Genomic DNA, 18,706 nt, shown 5'->3' with positions numbered 1-18,706 from the left:
TGCTCTACCTGCCGTAGTAGAGGGTGACGGTGTGTTTCGCTTCGGCGAAGAACAGCCAGCGTTCGACCAGCATGCCGGCGAATTGGGCTGATGTGGCGAGTGCCGACAGCACCGCCGCATAGGGCCATGGCAAGGCGAACGCGGCAATCAGCAGCAAGACGGGCAGAGCGAAGGCCAGCACTTGCGTGATCTGGCGCAGCCGCGCGTTGTGCTTGCGGGCGATGCGAAAGCCCATCTCCTTGAGCAGGTAGTTTTCTTCGGTGTGCGGCCATTCCAGCGACCGCACCGTACCGCCGGCAAGTCCGGTCGCGGTGTTGGCGTTGGTCGGGATTTCCAGCCTGTCATTGTAGCGCCAATTTGCCAGCTTCCAGCCCCAGCCGAGCAAGGTCAGCAGCACGCAACCTGTCAGAACGATAGTCGAGCCGAGGGCGAAGCCCTGCAGCAGCGCGTTGAGAAGCACGCTGCCGCTCATCGCCGAAAAGATCAGGTAGCCGGGCAAAGTGAAGCGGCTGTGCCACTGGGCGATCGGCTTCAGCGAGGCATAGATCATGCCGGTGGTGCAGACGGTGGCGACCGCGCCGACCGCAGCCAGCAGCCCGGCGACGGCCACCCAGCCGTTTGTGCGGCCGAGGAACAGCCAGCCGAAGGCCAACAATCCCGCCGGCACGAAGGTCGCGACCGAGGCAACGCCTTCGCGCGACAGCCATGAGCTGCGCCATTGCGAGAATGCTCTCCAGGCGCGTTCTGGTCGGCCGAGATGGCCGGCCGACGACAGCAGGCCGGCCGAGATCAGGCCGAGAGCCAGCCCCATGCCGACGAGGCCGAGCCAGAAGTCAGGCGGGACAAATCCTTGTCCGGCCAGCACGCCGAGCAGCGCGAGCAGGCCGTAACCGGCGCCCGTGGCAGTGGTGAAGAAGACGACGGAGAAGGCTGGATGCATGGATGCTGATCAATGCGAAAGCATGCGGTCGACCCAGCCGAGGAAACCGCCTTCAGCCCGCACCGGTTCGAGCCTCGGCGCCGGCACCGATGCAGCGCGCGGCGTGTGGGCGCGCGGCGGCAAATATTTGTTGGTCGGGTGATAGCCGAGTTCGGGCATCAGGTCGACGCCGCCGCGTTCGGCCACCAGTTGCGAGATCGCCGATGCCGGGTCGCCGAGATCGCCAAAGTGCCGCGCGCTGGTCGGACAGGCGGCGACGCAGGCCGGCACGCGGTCTTCTTCCGCCAGATTGTCGTTGTAGATGCGGTCGACGCACAGCGTGCACTTCTTCATCACGCCGACATCGGTGTCGAATTCGCGCGCGCCATAGGGGCAGGCCCAGCTGCATAATTTGCAGCCGATGCACTTGTCTTCGTCGACCAGCACGATGCCGTCCGAGGCCCGTTTGTAGGAGGCGCCGGTCGGGCACACGGTGACGCAGGCCGGTGTCTCGCAATGCAGGCAGGAGCGTGGGAAATTGACCGTGCGCCCACCCATCTCCGTCATGTGCTCATAGCTGTGCACGCGGTTGAACCAGACCCCATCGGCATCGCCGCCATAGGGATCGATGTCGGTCAGCGGCGCCATGTGGCCGCCGGTGTTCCATTCCTTGCAGGCGGTAACGCAGGCCTGGCAACCGACGCAGGTGTCGAGGTCGATGACCAGGCCGAGCTTCTTGTCGGTATGGGCGGGAAGGCAGGTCATGGTCTGGAAGCTTCTCTTGCCCGGCGAAACTCGGCGCCAAAACTGAGCTTGTCGGGCGAGGGTTTGAAATGCGGTGGCTGCCGGAAGCGCTCGAACTGCGGCTCGGTGAAGCCGGCTTCTTCAGCCGCGCATTTGACGATGCGGACGCGCAGGTCGAACCATGCCGCCTGGCCGGTGATCGGATCGGAATTCGAGTAGCGCTTGCCGTTTGCATCGGCAGAAGTCTGGTCGCCGATGATGTGGTTGAGCAGGAAGCCGCGGTTGGATTCGGCCGCGTCGTCCTTCAGGCCCCAGCTGCCGCGCCGCTTGCCGATCGCGTTCCAGGTCCACACCGTGTCGGCGTTGACCCCGTCGACCAGCTTGATCTGTCCCTTGACCCTGCCGTTGACGCTCTCGATCCAAACCCAGTCGTCATCGGCAAGCCCGAGGCCGGCGGCGGTTTGGCTGTGCACGAACAGCCGGTTCTGGCTGGTGATCTGTCTGAGCCAGGCGTTCTGCGAGCCCCAGGAATGATACATGTGCATCGGCCGCTGCGTCAGCGCATGCAGAGGGTATTTCTCAACGTCGACAACCGTCTCCTCGAAGGGCGTGTACCAGAACGGCAACGGGTCCATATAGGTTTCGATGCGGCTGCGCTCCGCCTCCGGCGGCAGCACCCTGCCATGGCCGCGCGCGGCGAGGCGAAACCGCTGCATCGGCTCGGAATAGAGCTGGAACACGATCGGCTCGGCCTTCGGGATGAAACCCATGGTCTCGGCAAACTCGAGGTAGGATCGGTTGGCCATCTTGTAGTAGCGCTGGTCGTCGGCAAAATCGTGGTGCCAGAAGCCGCCATTGTCGATGTAGCGCTGAAGCTGGTCGGGATTGGCATCGCCCTTGCCGATCAAAATTCCGTCCTTGCCGCGCCAGCCGGCGAGCGGGCCGACGCCTGGCCTGCGCTCATGATTGACGATGTAATCGGCATAGTCGCGGTATTTGGCCGAGCCGTCGTCGGCGACGAAGCCGGGCAGGCCGAGCCGCGCGCCGAGCTCGATCAGCACCGTCTGGAACGGCCGCACGTCGCGGTCCGGCTCGACAACCGGATGGCGGATGGCGTCACCCGGTCCATCGGCGTGGCTGATCGGCCGGTCGAGCAGGCTGATGCAGTCATGACGCTCGAGATAGGTCGTGTCGGGAAGCACGAGATCGGCGAACGGCACGGTCTCGGAATAATAGGCGTCGGAATAGATGATGAACGGGATCCTGTACTCGCCTGACGCTTCCATATCGGTCAGCATCGCCATCGTCTCGACGGTATTCATCGACGAGTTCCAGGCCATGTTGGACATGTACATGAACAGCGTATCGATCCTGTAGGGGTCGCCGGCCCAGGCGTTACGGATGACCGTGTGCATGAGCCCGTGTGCTGCCAGCGGCGCATCCCAGGAATAGGCCTTGTCGATACGGATCGGCGTGTCGGTGTCGTCGACCAGCAGATCGTCCGGGCCGCAGACGAAACCGAGCGGCATGCCTTCGAGCGGCGTCATCGGCCTGACGTCCTTGCCCGCCGGCCTCGGCCCCGGCGGCGCCGACCGCGGATAAGGCGGCTTGAAGCGAAACCCGCCGGGCACGTCCACCGTACCCAGGAGTACTTGCAGCAGGTGGATGGCGCGGCAGGTGTGAAAACCGTTCGAATGCGCCGAGATGCCGCGCATCGCGTGCATCGACACCGGCCGGCCCTTGATCGTCTCGTGCCGGCGGCCGGCCCAGTCGGTCCACGCCACCGGCAGTTCGATCGCCTGCTCGAAGGCGACATGCGCCAGTTCGGCGGCGATGCGGCGGATAGTGTCGGCGGTAAGGCCGCAGCGTTCGGCGACCGCATCGGGAGAATAACTCTCGTGCAGGTAGCGGTCTGCGATAAGCTGGAAGACCGGTACGCAGCGGCGGCCATCGACCTGGAAGTTGCCGGTCAGCGCCGGCTTTGCGTCGGTATCGGTGGCGCTGACGGAGACTTTGGCCAGCCTGTCCCAGGCCAGCGGATTGCCGCCGCTGTCGCGTGCGAACAGCCCGTCATCTGCTGCACCCGGCTCCTGGATGACGAGGACATGGGCGTTGGTGTAGCGCAGCAAATAATCGAGATCGACGCGGCCGGCCTTCAGCAGTTCATGGATGAGAGCAAACACGAACAGGCCGTCGGTGCCGGGCCGGATGCCGATCCAGTCATCGGCAATGGCGTTGTAGCCGGTGCGGCATGGATTGATCGAGACCACCTTGGCGCCGCGCGCCTTGAGCTTGCCGAGACCGATCTTGATCGGGTTGGAATCATGGTCCTCGGCGACGCCGAACAGCATGAAGTACCTGGTGTTGTCCCAGTCGGGTTCGCCGAACTCCCAGAACGAGCCGCCGATCGTATAGAGCCCGCCGGCCGCCATGTTGACCGAGCAGAAGCCGCCATGGGCGGCGAAATTCGGCGTGCCGAACTGGCTCGCCCACCAGCCGGTCAACGATTGCGACTGGTCGCGCCCGGTGAAGAAGGCGAGTTTCTTTGGGTCGGTGCGGCGGATTTTCGAAAGCCGTTCCGTCGCGATCGAGAAGGCCTCCTCCCACTCGATCTCGCGAAACTCTCCCGAGCCGCGCGGACCGCTGCGCAGCAATGGTTTCTTCAACCTGGCCGGACTGTAATGCTGCATGATGCCGGCGCTGCCTTTGCCGCACAGCACGCCGCGATTGACAGGATGGTCCTTGTTGCCGTTGATGTAGCGGACCTTGCCGTCCTTGATGTGGACGTCGATACCGCAGCGGCAGGCGCACATGTAGCAGGTGGTCTTGGCGATGCTGTCGGAGACATCAGGCGAGGTATCGATGCCATCACCCTCGTCGGGCGCGCGGGTGTCGGCAAGCGACCGTTGGGACGGTGCGGAATTGGCGCCGCGCAGCGGTCCGTGGTTCATGATTCGGCGCTTTTGCGGTCTGCGAATTTGGCTCTCGTCTTCGGCCCGGGGCCGCGCATATAGTGTTCTTCCGGATGATAACGGTCGCCGGCAAGCCGACGCCGCAGGCCGCGGGTCCAATGGGCAAACAAGGATTTGAACCGCCCGATCACTTTTCTACCCGTTCCAGGTTGGCCGCGATTTTTTTCCAACTCCGCCGGGAAAATTAGAACAAAGAAATCGATCCGTCTAACAAGTTGCTCTTGTAATTCCAATCGAAATTCTTTCTTAATTCTCCGCATGACCCTGGACCAACTGCGGATATTCGTTGCTGTCGCCGAACGGGGGCACATGACCAAGGCGGCCGAGCTGCTGGGCATTTCCCAGTCGGCCGCCTCGGCCGCCATCCGCTCGCTCGAACAGCAGCATGGCGTCCAGCTGTTCAACCGGGTCGGTCGCAACATCGAGTTGGCGCAGACCGGGCGCAGGTTTCTGCCCGAGGCGAAGGCCGTGCTCGAACGGGCGGCTGCCGCCCACGACGTGCTCGAGCACGTCTCGCAGACGATCACCGGCAGCCTTTCCATCGCCGCCAGCCAGACCATCGCCAGCTACTGGCTGCCGCGCCGGCTGGCCTCCTTCCACGAGGCCTATCCCGCCGTCAGGCTGAGCGTGACCATCGGCAACACCAGGCAGGTTGAGACCACCGTACTCGACGGTACGGCTGATTTTGGCCTGGTCGAGGGGCGCACTGAATCGGACATATTGCGGCGCGCCAAGGTCGATGTGGATCGCCTGATGCTGGTCGTGGCGCATTCGCATCCCGAGATCGCCGAAGTCTCGCGCGGGCATCCCGATATCAGGGAACTCCGCTGGATCATCAGGGAAGGCGGATCGGGCACGCGCGAGGTGCTGGAAGATCTTGCCCGCCGCGAAGGGATATCGTTCGCAGAGCTGCGGATATTCCTGGTGCTGCCGAGCAACGAGGCGGTCCGTCAGGCGGTCGAGGCCGGCGCCGGCGCCACCATCATTTCGGAGCTCGTTGTCGAACGCGCGGTTGCCGAAGGCAGCTTGCGGTCCGTGTCGATCGATCTGCCGAAGCGCGATTTCGCCATGATCACGCATCGTGACCGGCAGGCAAGTCTGGCCCAGATGGCGCTCAAGGCGCATCTGGGCGCGAGGGCCGGCGAGACCGTCCGGGGGTAAGCCGGGTCAGCCGAATTTCCGCTGCGCATCGAGCGCCAGCCCAAGCCCGACCGAGCCGAACATATCGCCTTCGATGACCGACGCCTGCGGCACCAGGGCCAGTATCTGCTGCCTTGCCAGCGGGATGGCGGTCGATCCGCCGGTCAGGAACACCGCGGTGATGGCGGTTGGTTTCACCTGCGCGTCGCGGATCGTCTCGCCAACCGTCGCAGCCACCCGTTCGATATCCCTGGCAATCGTGGCCTCGAGCCCGGCGCGCGAAATTTCGGTCGCAAACTTCGCTCCCGTCAGCGCGACCATCACCTCGGCGGACGATTGCTCCGTCAGCTCGATCTTGACCCTCTCGACCAAAGCGGCCAGCGCGTGCCCGTAACGATGCTCGACGATGTCGATGAAACGGTCGACCAGGTCGGCGCGTTCCGCCTCGTAGCGGATCTGGCGCAGATGCGTCATCGCCCGGGCGGTGTAGACCAGATTGATGCGCTGCCATGTCGCCAGGTCGATGAAGTAGCTGGCCGGCAAGTTGCGCTTGCCGTCCTTGGTCGGCGAGAGGTAGCCGAGTTGCGGCATCACATGGGCGATGCTCAACAGCCGGTCGAAGTCGGTGCCGCCGATATGGATGCCTCGGCTGGCCAGAATGTCGTCCTTGCGATCGAGGGAGCGGGCGCGCTGCGGCGAGACCCGCACGATCGAGAAGTCGGACGTGCCGCCGCCCATGTCGACGATCAGCGCCAGCTCTTCGCGCGTCACCTTCTGCTCGTAGTCGAGCGCCGCCGCGATCGGCTCGAACTGGAAGGCGATATGCTTGAAGCCCTGGGTACGGGCCGCGTTTTCGAGTTCACCTTCGGCCTTGGCATCGGCCTCGGCATCGTCGTCGACGAACTGCACGGGACGACCGAGCACCACGCTTTCAACCGTATCGTCCGCATCCTCTTCCAGCCTTTTCCTGAGGTGGCCGACGAACAGGCCGATGATCTCGGTGAAGGCGATCGATCGGGTTTTGATGCGCGTCTTTTCATGGACTAGCGTACCGCCGAGTACGCTCTTCAGCGAGCGCATCAGGCGACCCTCGATGCTGTCGGTATAGTCGGCGATGGCGCGGCGCCCAAAGTAGGTGCGGTTGTCCTCGAAATTGAAGAACACCGCGCTGGGCAGCGTCACCTCGCCGTCTTCCAGCGCCACCAATTGCGGCTGCCCGTCCCTGATCACGCCGACGGTGGAATTCGAAGTGCCGAAGTCGATACCGCCGAATGCTGGTCGCATCGCAAAGTCCTGTATTTTTGATTTGGGGAGCGACAGCTGGTGTTCGGCCGGGCCGGGGTCGCGGTCTAACCCACGAGCGTAAAAAGGGGAACCGCCTTTTGAAGAGAGTTTAATCCTTCCGGAAGACGAGCCTTCCGAGCCAGCCTGTCAGCATGGCCAACGACACCGCGAAGACGCCATACAGGAAAGAATAATCGTGGGCGACGCGGAAGATCGACTGTTCGAAACCGGACTTGCGGATTTCGAGCTGGGCGGAGCTTTCCTTGATGAACAGGCCGCTCTTGAACAGGAACGCACGGGCCTTGTGGGTGCCGACCGGAACATTGGGGGCGAGCCTGACGGTGGCGCGGAACAGGTTCTGCGACAGGAACTGCACGCCGCCGACATTCACGCTGTAGAGGCCGGTCGCCGTCTTGCGCTCGCGCAGCGCCGCGGTGAATTCCTGGATGGTCGCCGGACTGTCGCCAGCGTCGGCCGGCTGCATGTAGATGTTGGCCGCGCCGAGCGACAGTTGCTTGTAGCTGTTGGGGTCGGTGACGTCCTGCAGCGGCCGCGTCGTCGCCACCGAATAGGACACCGGCACATTCTTGAAGGTCTCGGACTCCAGATTGATCCAGATGCCGAGCACCCGGTCCTTGCGGCGCACGACGACCTTCCGCGCCGGACCCTCAAGCACGACCACGATGTCGTAGCGCCCCTGGCGCGCGACACGCGGGTCGGCATTTTCCAATGAGCCGAAGATGGTGAGGTCGGCGCCGGAAAAGCCGGCGGTGATTGAGACATGGTCGGTGGACAGGCCGATCTGGATGTTTTCGGCAACCGGCGTCTGCGCTCTTGCCGGTGACGAGGCGGCGAACAGCGACAGCGAGGCAACGGCCAGGAACGTCCTAAAACCCGCCATCAGGTCGGATCCACGCCGGACAGCAAATAGAGGCTGGGCGGCGTCACGAACAGATCGATGGCGAGCCGGAAGGCAACCGCCAGCACCAGCAGTGCCAGCAGCGCCCTGAGCTGCTCGCCGCGCAGCCTTTGGCCGGCCTTGGCGCCGTATTGCGCGCCGGCGACGCCGCCCGCCATCAACAGGAAGGCGAGCATGACGTCGACCGTCTGGTTGGTGGTGGCATGGACCAGCGTGGTGTAGGCCGAGGTGAAGATGATCTGGAACAGCGAGGTGCCGACGACCACGTTGGTCGGCACTTTCAAGAGATAGATCAGCGCCGGCACCATGATGAAGCCGCCGCCGACGCCCATGATCGACGACAGGAAACCGATGCCGGCGCCGAGGCCGAGCACCGGGATGACGCTGACGAAAAGCTTCGAGGCCCTGAACCGCATTTTCAGCGGCAAGCGGTGGATCCAGTTGTGCTGGCCTGATTTCTTCAGCACCGGTGCCGCGCCGCTGCGCGTGGCGCGCAGCGCATTGACGCTCTCGACCAGCATCAGCCCGCCGACGGTGCCGAGCAGCACGACATAGAGCAGCGAGATGAACAGGTCGAGCTGGCCGAGCCGGCGCAAGAAGCCAAAGACGAAGATGCCGCCGGTCGAGCCGACGATGCCGCCGGCCAAAAGCACACCGCCGAGCTTGAAGTCGAGCGTGCCGCGCTTCACGTGCGACAATGCGCCGGAGAAGGAGGAGGCGATGACCTGGTTGGCGCCGGTGGCGACTGCGATCGCCGGCGGTATGTTGTAGAAGATCAGCAGCGGCGTGATCAGGAAGCCGCCGCCCACTCCGAACATGCCCGAGAGGAAACCCACCGCCGCGCCCATGGCCAGCAGCACGAAGATGTTGACGGAAATTTCCGCGATCGGGAGATAGATGCCCACCCGTCAGTCTCGATCAGTTTGCCCGTCGGCGAATGCAACCGTGGCGGGCATTCGCGCCAAAAGCCTGTCCGTTCTTGCGCCGGCCGGGCGGCGAAGTCAAACCTCGCCACGTCGCCGAAACAAAAAACAACTCAATCAGTTAACAGGCAAATGTGTGGCAAAGGCGTCGCGGAAACGACGCATCTGACGTTATTTGCGCGCAAGCAGCGCCTTGACCAGCTTTTCGTCGACCGTGCCGGTAGGCTTCAGATCGTTGTCGGTCTGGAAAGCTATGATGGCATCCTTGGTTTTCTGGCCCATCTCGCCGTCGTCATTGCCGGCCTCGTAGCCGTTCTTGTTGAGAATGCGCTGGATGTTCTGAACGACCTTCTTCATGTCGACGCTGGCGGTCGTCTGCGGCGTACCGTCCTGCCACGATTCGGGAATATCGGCCGAATTGGCCGCAGGATCGAGCGGCTTTGCCTTCCACAGCTCCGTGGCGGCGCGTGCGCGTTCGAGCTGCTCGGGCCTGAGCGCCTTGGCGATCTCGTCGCGCTTTGCCGCCGCATCCTTGTCGCCGGTCTTGGCGACGAGCGCGAACCATTTGTAGGACTCTTCGAGATTCTGCTTCATGCCGACGCCCTTCGCCGCCAGGATGCCGAGATTGAACTGGCTATCCTTGACGCCGAGATCGGCGGCGGCCTGGAACCAGTGCGCGGCCGATTCATTGTCGGTCACGCCGTCCGCCGCCATGGCGAAGAGCACGGCGAGGTTGTGCATGGCGCTGGCGTTGCCCTGCGCGGCGGCGAGCTGGTACCAGGTCTTCGCCTTCTTGACGTCGCGCGCGACGCCGGTGCCCTTCTCGTAGAAGTTGCCGATGCGGTATTCCGCCGGTGCGAAGCCGAGCTCGGCTGATTTCTCGTACCATTTGGCGGCCGCTGCCATGTCTTGCTTGACGCCGCGCGATTCGGCGTAGCGCGAGCCGATCTCGAACAGTGCCTTGGCGTCGCCGCCGGCCGCTGCGTCACGCAAGGCAGCCGGGCCGGCATCGGCTGGAATGTCGATCTTGGCAGTGGCCGCCGCCGTCGAAGCAACCGCTGACGTGACCGTGCCGGTCATGTCCTGGGTCGCGGGCGTGGCGTCCGGCGCGGTGGCCATTGGTTCGGCGTCCGCAGCCGTCGGGCCCGCAGGTGCCGACGCTGTCACGTTCGCCGCCGCCGGATCGGGCGACGTCGTTGAAGCCATTGGCGCAGGAACAGGCTCGGCCGCGGACCCTGAGTCGATCGGCGTTTCGGCATCCGCCGATCTTTCGCCATATGACGGCGTGACGATGGCGGCCTGCGCCGGCATGTCGTCCTCGGCTACCGATTCGGATGGCTCTGCCTGCCGGACAGCGTGGTCTGGTGCGCTATCCCCTGCAGTTTCTGTGTCCGTCTTCGGCTCGTTGACGGTACCGATCGAAGCGCTTTCCGCTGGCTGCGCGGCCGCCATCGGCGCCGTGTCGCTGCTGGCAATATCGATCGGGTCGGAGACAAAGGCCTTGCCTAATTGCAGGCCGGCGAGCGCCAGCATGACCGCGGCGGCTGCCATCAGAATCGGCTTGCGTCGCGCCTTGAGCAAGTCGCCGATCCTGAGCGCCTTTACCGGCCCCCTCATCGTCGATTGCCGCTTGAGAGCGTCGGCCTCGGCAGCGGCCGCTTGCGCCGCGCGCCTGGCTGCGGCGATGAAGTCGGATTTCGATGCGTCGGAATTGCCGGCCGCCCTGCCGGGCGGGCCGCGTTCGTCGCGCACGCGCTTCATGATGGCGTTGAGGTCAGGTGGGCCGGAGCCGGGCTCCAGCGGCCGGTTGGCAACCTTCGGGTCCAGCGGCTCGTCGAGATCGGCAACCGGTATCTCAACATCAGGCGCGGAGCCGGCAAGCGGTGGAACAATCGTCTCCTTCTTGGCCTTGAAGGCGCGCGCCAGTCCGCCGAGCATCGACTTCCGGCCGCCGGTCGGCTGGCTTTTTTCCGACGTGTCCGAGCCCAGCGCCGCCATGGCCGCGGCCGCGGCGGCTTCGGCCGGCGTGCGCGTGCCCGGGTCGCTACGCGTGCCCGGTTCGCTATGGGAACCTGGTTCATCGCTGATCATGGCAGAGACATGGCTGTCGAGGTCGGCCATGTCTTCCGTCAGCGGCAGTGGCTGGTCGATGTCCATGGACGGCGCGTCACGTACGGCCATCTTTGACGATCGCACGCCGCGCCAGCTGTCCGGCTCGGCCGGTTGCGTATTCAGAAGTTCGCTCACAGCGTCGGTCGGCTCGCCGGTTTCCAGCGAGCCCAGCCGGTCGACGATCTTGAGCAGCGTGTCGTGGATGGCTTCGAAGGTCCTCGAATTGCGCTCGTCGGAACGGCGCGTCAGTGCTTCGAGCGTCTTCAGATCCTGGGCGAGGCCAGAGACGGCCGCCGTGTTGGCACTGGAGCCCGCCAACGAACGGACGGCGCTCTCGGCTGCCTCGCGCGCCGCGCTGAGGATGGAATCGCGGGTGCCAGCCAGCGACTTCTCGATTTCGTTGAGACGAGGGCTGATATCCTCCAATTCCGGCAGTGGCGCGCCGGGTTTCGAAAGGTGCGCCGACAGGCCCGCGACCTGCGCTTCCAGGCTGCGGATCAGGGCCGGGTCGATACCGGCGACTTGTGCCGCCGATGAATCCAGCCGGATTGAAATGTCTTCGAGCCGGCTTTCCAGGCCACGGATCGCGGCTTCACCTGCGTGATCGGGAACGCGCGTCTCCAAGCGCTTGGCCAGCGCGCTGAAGCGGGCGTCGAGGGCGTCCATGATGCCGGCCCCGTCGATCTGCGGCATGCGCTGGTCCAGCCTGTCGGCAACTTCGTCCAGCCGGCGCTCGAGATCGCGAAACAGCATGTTGCCTTGTTCGATCGCGTCGCCCTGGCGACGCTCCATCATGCCGGACAGCACGTCGAAACGCTGTTCCAGCCCCTGGAAGATATAGTCGGCGTCCGGCATGGCAGGCGCCCGGTCGATCTTGTCGGCAATAAGCGCGATCTGCTTGTCGAGACGCTCCATCGCCTGCTCAGGCAAATTGGCCCGGCTGGCAAGATCGTCGACCCGGCTCGACAGCATGTTGAGGCGGTCGATGACCTCGCCACTGGGGTGGACTTGCGTCACTTCCTCGATCTGTTCGGCAAGCGAGGCGATCCGCTTCTCGATACGCTCGAATGCTTCGGGGTCGAATGAATTGGCCTGCGCGGCGACGGTCGAGGCGACGATGGCGCGGGAAATCTCGTCCAGCCGCTCGTCGATCATTGCGAATGTGCTGCTGCCGAGGCTGTCCTGCTGGCGGGCGAAATGCTCGACGGCGCCGGCAAGCGTGCGGACCTTCTCTTCGAGCGAACGCAGCGACAGCGATTCCGGCAGATTGTTGACGGCATTGCTGATCTGTTCGAGCCGTTCGGTCAGCATCGAAAGACCGGGTGCGTCCGACCGCTGTCGCTGATCGGCATCGACACGATCCTCGAACGCGGTCCAGCGGCGGTCGAACTCGTCCCAGCGGCGGCCGACCGCCTGCACACTCTCCTCGCGCGCCAATGTGTCGAGCGCGGCCTTGACCTGCTCCAGATCGAGCCGGAGCATGTTGACGCTTCTGTCGTCGCTCTTTTCGGCCAGGGACTGGATGGCGCCGGAAAGCCGCTCGAACTCGACGCCGAGTTCGGCGCTGCCTTTGCCTCCCGTCGATTGGCCACCCGGCTCGGTGCTTGCCTGGAAAGCCCGCTCGATGTCGTTGCGAAGCGCTTCGAATTCGCGCTGCAGGCCGGCGGTCATCTGGTGGCGCAGTTCCTCGCGCAGGCCGCGCAATTCGCCGGCGATCTTGCCGACCACGGCGACGCCGTCCTCCTGGCCGCGCACGCGGTCGATGTCGCGGGCGATCGCCTGGTAATTCTGGTCGAAGGCAGCCGGCGCCGGGCTTTTCGGCGGCTGCTCGGGGCGCGGATCCTCATAGGGCCGGGCGCTGGCATAGCGCGGCTCCGCGCTCAGCCGGCGCGGATCGGGACGTTCGCTCAAGTCCTCGCGCGTCCGCTCCAGCCGCTGCTCCAGCGTTTCCAGGGAACGGTTGAGCTGTTCAAGCGTGGTGTATGGCCTGCGCTGCCGGCCGGTGTTGAGTGTATCGAGATAGGACCGCTTGCTGTTCATCGATGCGCCCGTTCAGTTTCACTGCTGGCTTTATGACCAGTTCCCAAAGTCCTGCCGGAAACGAAGACGGCCGCGGCTTTGCTGCGGTGGGCTCCGAAACCGTGAAAAATTCGCTACAGGATAACCACGGGTGACCGACATGCGCACAATTCGCCCAATGTGGTAAACAACGCGTTAACCAAGCTTAAGAAGTTACGATGTTGACGAGCGCCTGAAGCGCCGCCGGGCCATGCGGTGGCGGATGCGGCAAAAAGGTCCTCCCGCACGACGCCCTTGCTTCGTGAGGCGGCTATCGGTATAGAATTGACGTAAACGTAAGGGTGCAGATTGTGCCGTTTGCGATTTTGTTTGTTGAAACCACGAGTGGAAGCACGCCCCCGCTTCGACTCAGGCGACGCACGGTCCAGGACCGCGGCGCCACCAGATGGGGAAAGCCAGTGACCATGAAACTTGTTTCGCCCGGCGAAGCCGCGGCCAATACCAATGACATGTCCGATAAAGCCGGCGAGGATCTTGTCCGCATCGGCGAGATGGCCAAGAAATACGGAGTAACGCTGCGTACGCTGCGTTTCTACGAGGACAAGGGCCTTCTCAATCCGCAGCGCGACGGCTCGACCCGTCTCTACACGCGCCGCGACAAGGCGCGGCTGAAGCTGATCCTGCTCGGCCGCAAGGTCGGGTTCTCGCTGCGCGACGTCAAGCAAATGATGGACCTCTACGACCCCAGCGGTTCCAACACCAAGCAGTTGCGACTGACGCTCGACAAGTCGGAGAAGCAGCTTGCCCGCCTGCAGAAGCAGCGGGCTCTGATCGACGATGCCATCAACGAGTTGAGCAACTCGATGGCGGCGGTGCGTCAGATGCTGAGCGAACGCTCGGCGCCGCAGGCCAGCGTCGCCGGGTAATTCTTCGCCCGCTTCCGGTGAACCTTCTGGGAGAGAGCCGCGTGGGCCTTGGCTGCGCGGCTCTTCCCTTTGTCTTGCGGCTGCGACGGGACGAATATCTTTCAATCTGTTCGGACTGGCTACGGCCAGCGCCGTTACGCTATGAGCGAGCGGCGGGGATTAATTTGTCGCATCAAAAAATTGACGTTTACGCAAACGTCAACTTTTGCTATTCCGACCTGAACGTTGGTCCGCATGCCCGTCTGACTTCACATTGGGGATTCGGGGCCAAGGCCGCATGGTGGAGGAAATGCATGCCGATCTACAGGGCGCCGGTCCAGGACACGCTGTTTGTGCTGAAAGAAGTGCTGGGCTACCAGCGCTATTCCAATCTTCCCGGATTTTCCGACGCGACGCCGGACGTGGTCGAGGCCATCCTCGCCGAGGGCGCCAAGCTCGCTGAAAATGTCATGCAGCCGCTGAACCGCGTCGGCGACATGGAAGGCTGCGAGCGCCATGGCGACGGTTCGGTGACGACGCCGAAGGGCTTCAAGGAGGCCTTCGACCAATACCGCGAGGGCGGCTGGTTGGGGCTGGCCGCACCCGTCGAATTTGGCGGCCAGGGTCTGCCTTACGCGGTGCATACCGCTGTTTCCGAATATATGATTTCGGCCAACATGTCGCTGATGATGTACCCCGGCCTGACGCAGGGCGCGATCGCCGCGATCATTACCCATGGCACCGACGAGCAGAAGGCGCTCTGGTTGCCGAAGCTGGTCGAAGGCGTCTGGACCGGCACCATGAACCTGACCGAGCCGCATTGCGGCACCGATCTCGGCCTGCTGCGCACCAGGGCGGTTCCCAATGGCGACGGCACCTACAGGATCTCAGGCCAGAAGATCTTCATATCGGCCGGTGAGCACGACATGGCGGACAACATCGTCCACCTGGTGCTGGCCCGCATCGACGGCGCGCCGGAAGGCGTGAAGGGCATTTCGCTGTTCATCGTGCCGAAACTCAAGCTCGATGCATCAGGCAATCCTGGCGAGAAGAACACCGTCTCCTGCGGCTCGATCGAGGAGAAGATGGGCATCCATGGCAATTCGACCTGCGTCATGAATTATGACGAGGCACAAGGCACGCTGCTTGGCGAGACGAATGGCGGGCTGAAAGCCATGTTCACGATGATGAACGAAGCGAGGCTCGGCGTCGGCCTGCAGGGGCTCTCTCTGTCGGAGGTCGCCTACCAGAACGCTGTGTCCTATGCCAAGGATCGCCTGCAGGGACGCTCGCTGTCTGGGCCGAAGGCGCCGGACAAGAAGGCCGACCCGATCATCGTCCACCCCGATATCCGCCGCAGCCTGATGACCATGAAGGCCTTCAACGAGGCCGGTCGCGCACTGGCACTGTGGACGGCGATCAAGTCCGATATCGCCCACCGTGCCAGTGACGACAGGGACCGCCAGGCCGCCGACGACTACACCGGGCTGATGACGCCGGTGGTCAAGGGCGTGCTCACCGACAAGGGTTTCGACCACGCAGTGATGGCGCAGCAAGTGTTCGGCGGGCACGGCTATATCGAAGAGCACGGCATGAGCCAGTTCGTGCGCGATGCCCGCATCGCCATGATCTACGAGGGTGCCAACGGCATCCAGGCGCTCGACCTCGTCGGCCGCAAGCTGGCCTTGAATGGCGGCCGTGCCGTGCAGGCCTTCTTCAAGGAGGTCGGCGAGTTCTGCGAGGAGAACCGCACTGACGAGAAGATGGCGCCCTTTACCAAGGCGCTGAAGAAGGGCCTCAACGATCTGCAGGCGGCGACGATGTGGCTGATGCAGAACGGCATGGCCAAGCCCGATAACGCCGGTGCCGCCTCGACCGACTACATGCATCTCTTCGGCCTGGTGGCGCTGGGCTATATGTGGGCGCAGATGGCCAAGGCGGCCGGGGCGAAATTGGCGAACGGCGCCAATGGTTCTTCGGCGTTCTACGATAGCAAGCTGGTGACGGCGCGCTTCTTCATGGAGCGGATCATGCCGGAAACGTCGGCGCACCTCGCCCGCATCTCCAGCGGCGCCGATACATTGATGGCACTGCCGGCGGAAGCGTTCTAAGCTCGATTTTCCCTCCCCCTCGAGGGGAGGGTGGCCCGAAGGGCCGAGAGGGGTCCTGCGTGCAGTGCGCCGACCTGGTTGGCGCCTTGGGAGGAGAATGATCGCGTTGCCTCAAATCCATGTCAGTTTCGAACAGCAGTAAGATAAGATCGAGCACTTCATCGGCGACCCCACCCGGCCCTTCGGGCCACCCTCCCCTCGAGGGGAGGGGGGCGTCGGCGCAAGGGAGAAACAGCATGACCAACCCCGCCGAAATTCTTGGCCTTCCCAAACCAGCCTGGGCGGCGGACGAGGTCGGCATGCTCTACGACATGGCGCACCGCTTCATGTCGGAAGAGATCGCGCCACGCTATGACGAGTTCGAGAAGAACGAGATGGTCGACCGTGAGTGCTGGCTGAAGGCGGGCGCGGCCGGTCTGCTCTGTGCCTCGATGCCGGAGGAATATGGCGGTTCGGGCGGGACGTTCGCGCATGAGAGCGCCATCATCGAGGCGATCGGCCATGTCGGCGTCGACGGTTTCGGCATCGGCCTGCACAATTCGATCGTCGCCCCTTACATCCTCCACTACGGCTCGGAGGAGCAGAAGAAGAAGTGGCTGCCGAAACTGGCGACCGGCGAGCTGATCGGCGCCATCGCCATGACCGAGCCCGGCGCCGGCTCCGACCTGCAAGGCGTCAAAACGCGCGCCGAGAAGGACGGCAACCAGTACAAGGTCAACGGCTCAAAAACCTTCATCACCAACGGCCAGCTCGCCAATTTCATCATAATTGTCACCAAGACCGACCCGGAGAAGGGCGCCAAGGGCACTTCGCTAATCGTCGTCGAGACCGACGAGGTGGAAGGGTTCGAGCGCGGCCGCAACCTCGACAAGATCGGGCTCAAGGCCAACGACACGTCGGAACTGTTCTTCAACGATATGCGCGTGCCGACTTCCAATCTGCTCGGCCACGAGGAAGGCCAGGGCTTCGTCCAATTGATGCAGCAATTGCCGCAGGAGCGGCTGCAGATCGGCACCGGCGCCATCGCCATGGTCGAACGGGCGCTGGCGTTGACCATCGACTACGTCAAGGAGCGCAAGGCCTTCGGCAAGGCGATTATCGATTTCCAGAACACCCAGTTCAAGCTGGCCGAATTGAAGACCGAGGCGACCATCGGCCGGGTCTTCTACAATGACTGCGTCGCCCGCCATATCAATGGAGGCCTCGACCCGGTGACGGCCTCGATGGCCAAATACTGGCTGTCAGACCTGCAGGGAAAAGTCGTCGATGAATGCCTTCAATTGCATGGCGGCTATGGCTACATGAATGAGTATCCGATCGCCCGCATGTTCCGCGACGCCCGCGTCCAGCGCATCTACGGCGGCACCAACGAGATCATGAAATTGCTGATCGGGCGCTCTCTCTGAGAGACTTTCAGCAAACCAAGGAGCAGAAAATGGCCGAAGCTTATGTCTATGACGCCGTGCGCACGCCGCGCGGCAGGGGCAAGAAGGATGGCTCGCTGCACGAGGTGCCGGCGGTGCGGCTCGGCGCCAAGGTGCTTGAGGCGATCCGTGACCGCAATGGGCTAGACACCGGCGCCGTCGACGACATCATCTTCGGCTGCGTCGATCCGGTCGGCGAGGCGGGCTCTGTCATTCCGCGCGCCGCCGCCTTCGAGGCCGGTTACGACACGAAAGCGCCCGGCATGCAGATCTCGCGTTTCTGCGCCTCTGGCCTGGACGCCATCAATTTCGGCGCCGCCAAGATCGCGCAAGGCGCCGACGAGATCGTCATCGCCGGCGGCGTCGAATCGATGTCGCGCGTCGGCATGGGCGCATCCGGCGGCGCCTGGTTCATGGACCCCTCGGTCGGCCTGCCGGGCTGGTTTGTGCCGCAAGGCATCTCGGCCGATCTGATCGCCACGAAGTACGGCTTTTCGCGCGACGACGTCGACGCCTATGCGGTCGAAAGCCAGAAGCGCGCCGCCAAAGCCTGGGGCGAAGGCCGCTTCAAGAATTCGGTGATCTCGATCAAGGACCAGAACGGCCTGACCATCCTCGACCACGATGAGCACATGCGGCCTTCGACCGATATGCAATCGCTGGCGGCCCTCAACCCGTCTTTCGTCATGCCCGGCGAAATGGGCGGCTTCGATGCCGTCGCGGTGCAGAAGCATCCCGAGGTGGAGGAGGTCAATCACGTCCACCACGCCGGCAATTCGTCTGGCATCGTCGACGGCGCGGCGGCCGTTCTGCTCGGCTCGAAGAAGGCTGGAAAGTCGCTCGACCTGAAGCCGCGCGCTCGCATCCGTGCATTCGCCAATATCGGTTCGGAGCCGGTGCTGATGCTGACCGGTCCGGTCGACGTGACCGAGAAGCTGCTGAAGCGTGCCAGGATGAAGCTGTCGGACATTGATCTGTTCGAGCTCAACGAGGCGTTCGCCTCGGTGGTGCTGCGCTACATGCAGGCTTTCGACATTTCGCACGACAGGATCAACGTCAATGGCGGCGCCATCGCAATGGGCCATCCGCTCGGCGCAACCGGTGCAATGATCTTCGGAACGGTGCTGGACGAACTGGAGCGCCGCGACCTGAACACCGCGCTGGTGACGCTCTGCATCGGCGCCGGCATGGGCACCGCAACGATCATCGAACGCGTCTGACGGGAGAGAGACCG

At 63.8% G+C, this 18,706-nt stretch carries 13 protein-coding genes; 5 read left to right on the top strand and 8 right to left on the bottom strand.

The features are described from left to right. Positions 1-4 precede the first annotated feature (4 nt). The 4 genes from AC0L2C_RS15420 to AC0L2C_RS15405 are packed head-to-tail and all read right to left on the bottom strand — an operon-like array spanning position 5 to position 4,868. On the bottom strand, positions 5-940 hold the full coding sequence (locus AC0L2C_RS15420; protein ID WP_287307123.1) for a dimethyl sulfoxide reductase anchor subunit family protein: 936 nt from the start codon (positions 938-940) through the stop codon (positions 5-7). Between the two features lie 9 nt (positions 941-949). Next, on the bottom strand, positions 950-1,684 hold the full coding sequence (locus AC0L2C_RS15415) for a 4Fe-4S dicluster domain-containing protein (RefSeq protein ID WP_027155154.1): 735 nt from the start codon (positions 1,682-1,684) through the stop codon (positions 950-952). Then, a complete protein-coding gene (locus tag AC0L2C_RS15410) occupies positions 1,681-4,614 on the bottom strand; it encodes a molybdopterin oxidoreductase family protein (RefSeq protein ID WP_473523742.1) in 2,934 nt (977 codons plus the stop codon). Before AC0L2C_RS15410 ends, AC0L2C_RS15415 begins: the two co-directional genes overlap by 4 nt. Further along, positions 4,611-4,868 carry a hypothetical protein gene (locus AC0L2C_RS15405; protein WP_287307119.1) on the bottom strand — a complete coding sequence of 86 codons (258 nt, stop codon included), beginning with the start codon at positions 4,866-4,868 and terminating at the stop codon, positions 4,611-4,613. The genes AC0L2C_RS15410 and AC0L2C_RS15405 overlap by 4 nt, the downstream gene beginning before the upstream one ends. A 25-nt stretch (positions 4,869-4,893) precedes the next feature. Here AC0L2C_RS15405 and AC0L2C_RS15400 point away from each other — a divergent pair, with 25 nt between their 5' ends. Next, a complete protein-coding gene (locus AC0L2C_RS15400; RefSeq protein WP_128169885.1) occupies positions 4,894-5,796 on the top strand; it encodes a LysR substrate-binding domain-containing protein in 903 nt (300 codons plus the stop codon). 6 nt (positions 5,797-5,802) lie between these two features. Here the strand turns inward: AC0L2C_RS15400 and AC0L2C_RS15395 are convergent, their stop codons facing one another. From AC0L2C_RS15395 to AC0L2C_RS15380, 4 genes are all read right to left on the bottom strand, one after another. Next, positions 5,803-7,059 carry an Hsp70 family protein gene (locus AC0L2C_RS15395; protein WP_473496384.1) on the bottom strand — a complete coding sequence of 419 codons (1,257 nt, stop codon included), beginning with the start codon at positions 7,057-7,059 and terminating at the stop codon, positions 5,803-5,805. 109 nt (positions 7,060-7,168) lie between these two features. Beyond that, positions 7,169-7,960 (bottom strand): TIGR02186 family protein, encoded by a 792-nt coding sequence (locus AC0L2C_RS15390; RefSeq protein WP_287064866.1) that lies wholly within the window; start codon positions 7,958-7,960, stop codon positions 7,169-7,171. After that, positions 7,960-8,883 (bottom strand): sulfite exporter TauE/SafE family protein, encoded by a 924-nt coding sequence (locus tag AC0L2C_RS15385; protein ID WP_027155159.1) that lies wholly within the window; start codon positions 8,881-8,883, stop codon positions 7,960-7,962. Before AC0L2C_RS15385 ends, AC0L2C_RS15390 begins: the two co-directional genes overlap by 1 nt. A gap of 189 nt (positions 8,884-9,072) precedes the next feature. Next, the gene (locus AC0L2C_RS15380; protein ID WP_473523741.1) at positions 9,073-13,053 is read right to left on the bottom strand and encodes a peptidoglycan-binding protein; all 3,981 of its coding nucleotides are present in this window, start codon (positions 13,051-13,053) and stop codon (positions 9,073-9,075) included. 443 nt (positions 13,054-13,496) lie between these two features. On the opposite strand from AC0L2C_RS15380, the gene AC0L2C_RS15375 reads away from it, so the two are divergent. From AC0L2C_RS15375 to AC0L2C_RS15360, 4 genes are all read left to right on the top strand, one after another. Next, positions 13,497-13,958 (top strand): MerR family transcriptional regulator, encoded by a 462-nt coding sequence (locus AC0L2C_RS15375; RefSeq protein WP_023802166.1) that lies wholly within the window; start codon positions 13,497-13,499, stop codon positions 13,956-13,958. Positions 13,959-14,251: 293 nt separating this feature from the next. Next, positions 14,252-16,048, top strand: a complete 1,797-nt coding sequence (locus tag AC0L2C_RS15370) for an acyl-CoA dehydrogenase (RefSeq protein ID WP_287242122.1) — start codon at positions 14,252-14,254, stop codon at positions 16,046-16,048. 236 nt (positions 16,049-16,284) lie between these two features. After that, positions 16,285-17,454, top strand: a complete 1,170-nt coding sequence (locus tag AC0L2C_RS15365; protein ID WP_287174623.1) for an acyl-CoA dehydrogenase family protein — start codon at positions 16,285-16,287, stop codon at positions 17,452-17,454. Positions 17,455-17,483: 29 nt separating this feature from the next. Beyond that, positions 17,484-18,692: an acetyl-CoA C-acetyltransferase gene (locus tag AC0L2C_RS15360; protein WP_023802169.1), complete on the top strand. Its 1,209-nt coding sequence runs from the start codon at positions 17,484-17,486 to the stop codon at positions 18,690-18,692. Positions 18,693-18,706 lie beyond the last annotated feature (14 nt).

Source organism: Mesorhizobium sp. WSM4845, assembly GCF_055811455.1.
This window is presented reverse-complemented; position numbering and strand designations above follow the sequence as displayed.

Coding starts and splice junctions, on each gene's coding strand:
- AC0L2C_RS15410 (WP_473523742.1), bottom strand. CDS start 4,614: ATGAACCACGGACCGCTGCGCGGCGCCAATTCCGCACCGTCCCAACGG.
- AC0L2C_RS15370 (WP_287242122.1), top strand. CDS start 14,252: ATGCCGATCTACAGGGCGCCGGTCCAGGACACGCTGTTTGTGCTGAAA.
- AC0L2C_RS15390 (WP_287064866.1), bottom strand. CDS start 7,960: ATGGCGGGTTTTAGGACGTTCCTGGCCGTTGCCTCGCTGTCGCTGTTC.
- AC0L2C_RS15400 (WP_128169885.1), top strand. CDS start 4,894: ATGACCCTGGACCAACTGCGGATATTCGTTGCTGTCGCCGAACGGGGG.
- AC0L2C_RS15365 (WP_287174623.1), top strand. CDS start 16,285: ATGACCAACCCCGCCGAAATTCTTGGCCTTCCCAAACCAGCCTGGGCG.
- AC0L2C_RS15360 (WP_023802169.1), top strand. CDS start 17,484: ATGGCCGAAGCTTATGTCTATGACGCCGTGCGCACGCCGCGCGGCAGG.
- AC0L2C_RS15375 (WP_023802166.1), top strand. CDS start 13,497: ATGAAACTTGTTTCGCCCGGCGAAGCCGCGGCCAATACCAATGACATG.
- AC0L2C_RS15420 (WP_287307123.1), bottom strand. CDS start 940: ATGCATCCAGCCTTCTCCGTCGTCTTCTTCACCACTGCCACGGGCGCC.
- AC0L2C_RS15395 (WP_473496384.1), bottom strand. CDS start 7,059: ATGCGACCAGCATTCGGCGGTATCGACTTCGGCACTTCGAATTCCACC.
- AC0L2C_RS15380 (WP_473523741.1), bottom strand. CDS start 13,053: ATGAACAGCAAGCGGTCCTATCTCGATACACTCAACACCGGCCGGCAG.
- AC0L2C_RS15415 (WP_027155154.1), bottom strand. CDS start 1,684: ATGACCTGCCTTCCCGCCCATACCGACAAGAAGCTCGGCCTGGTCATC.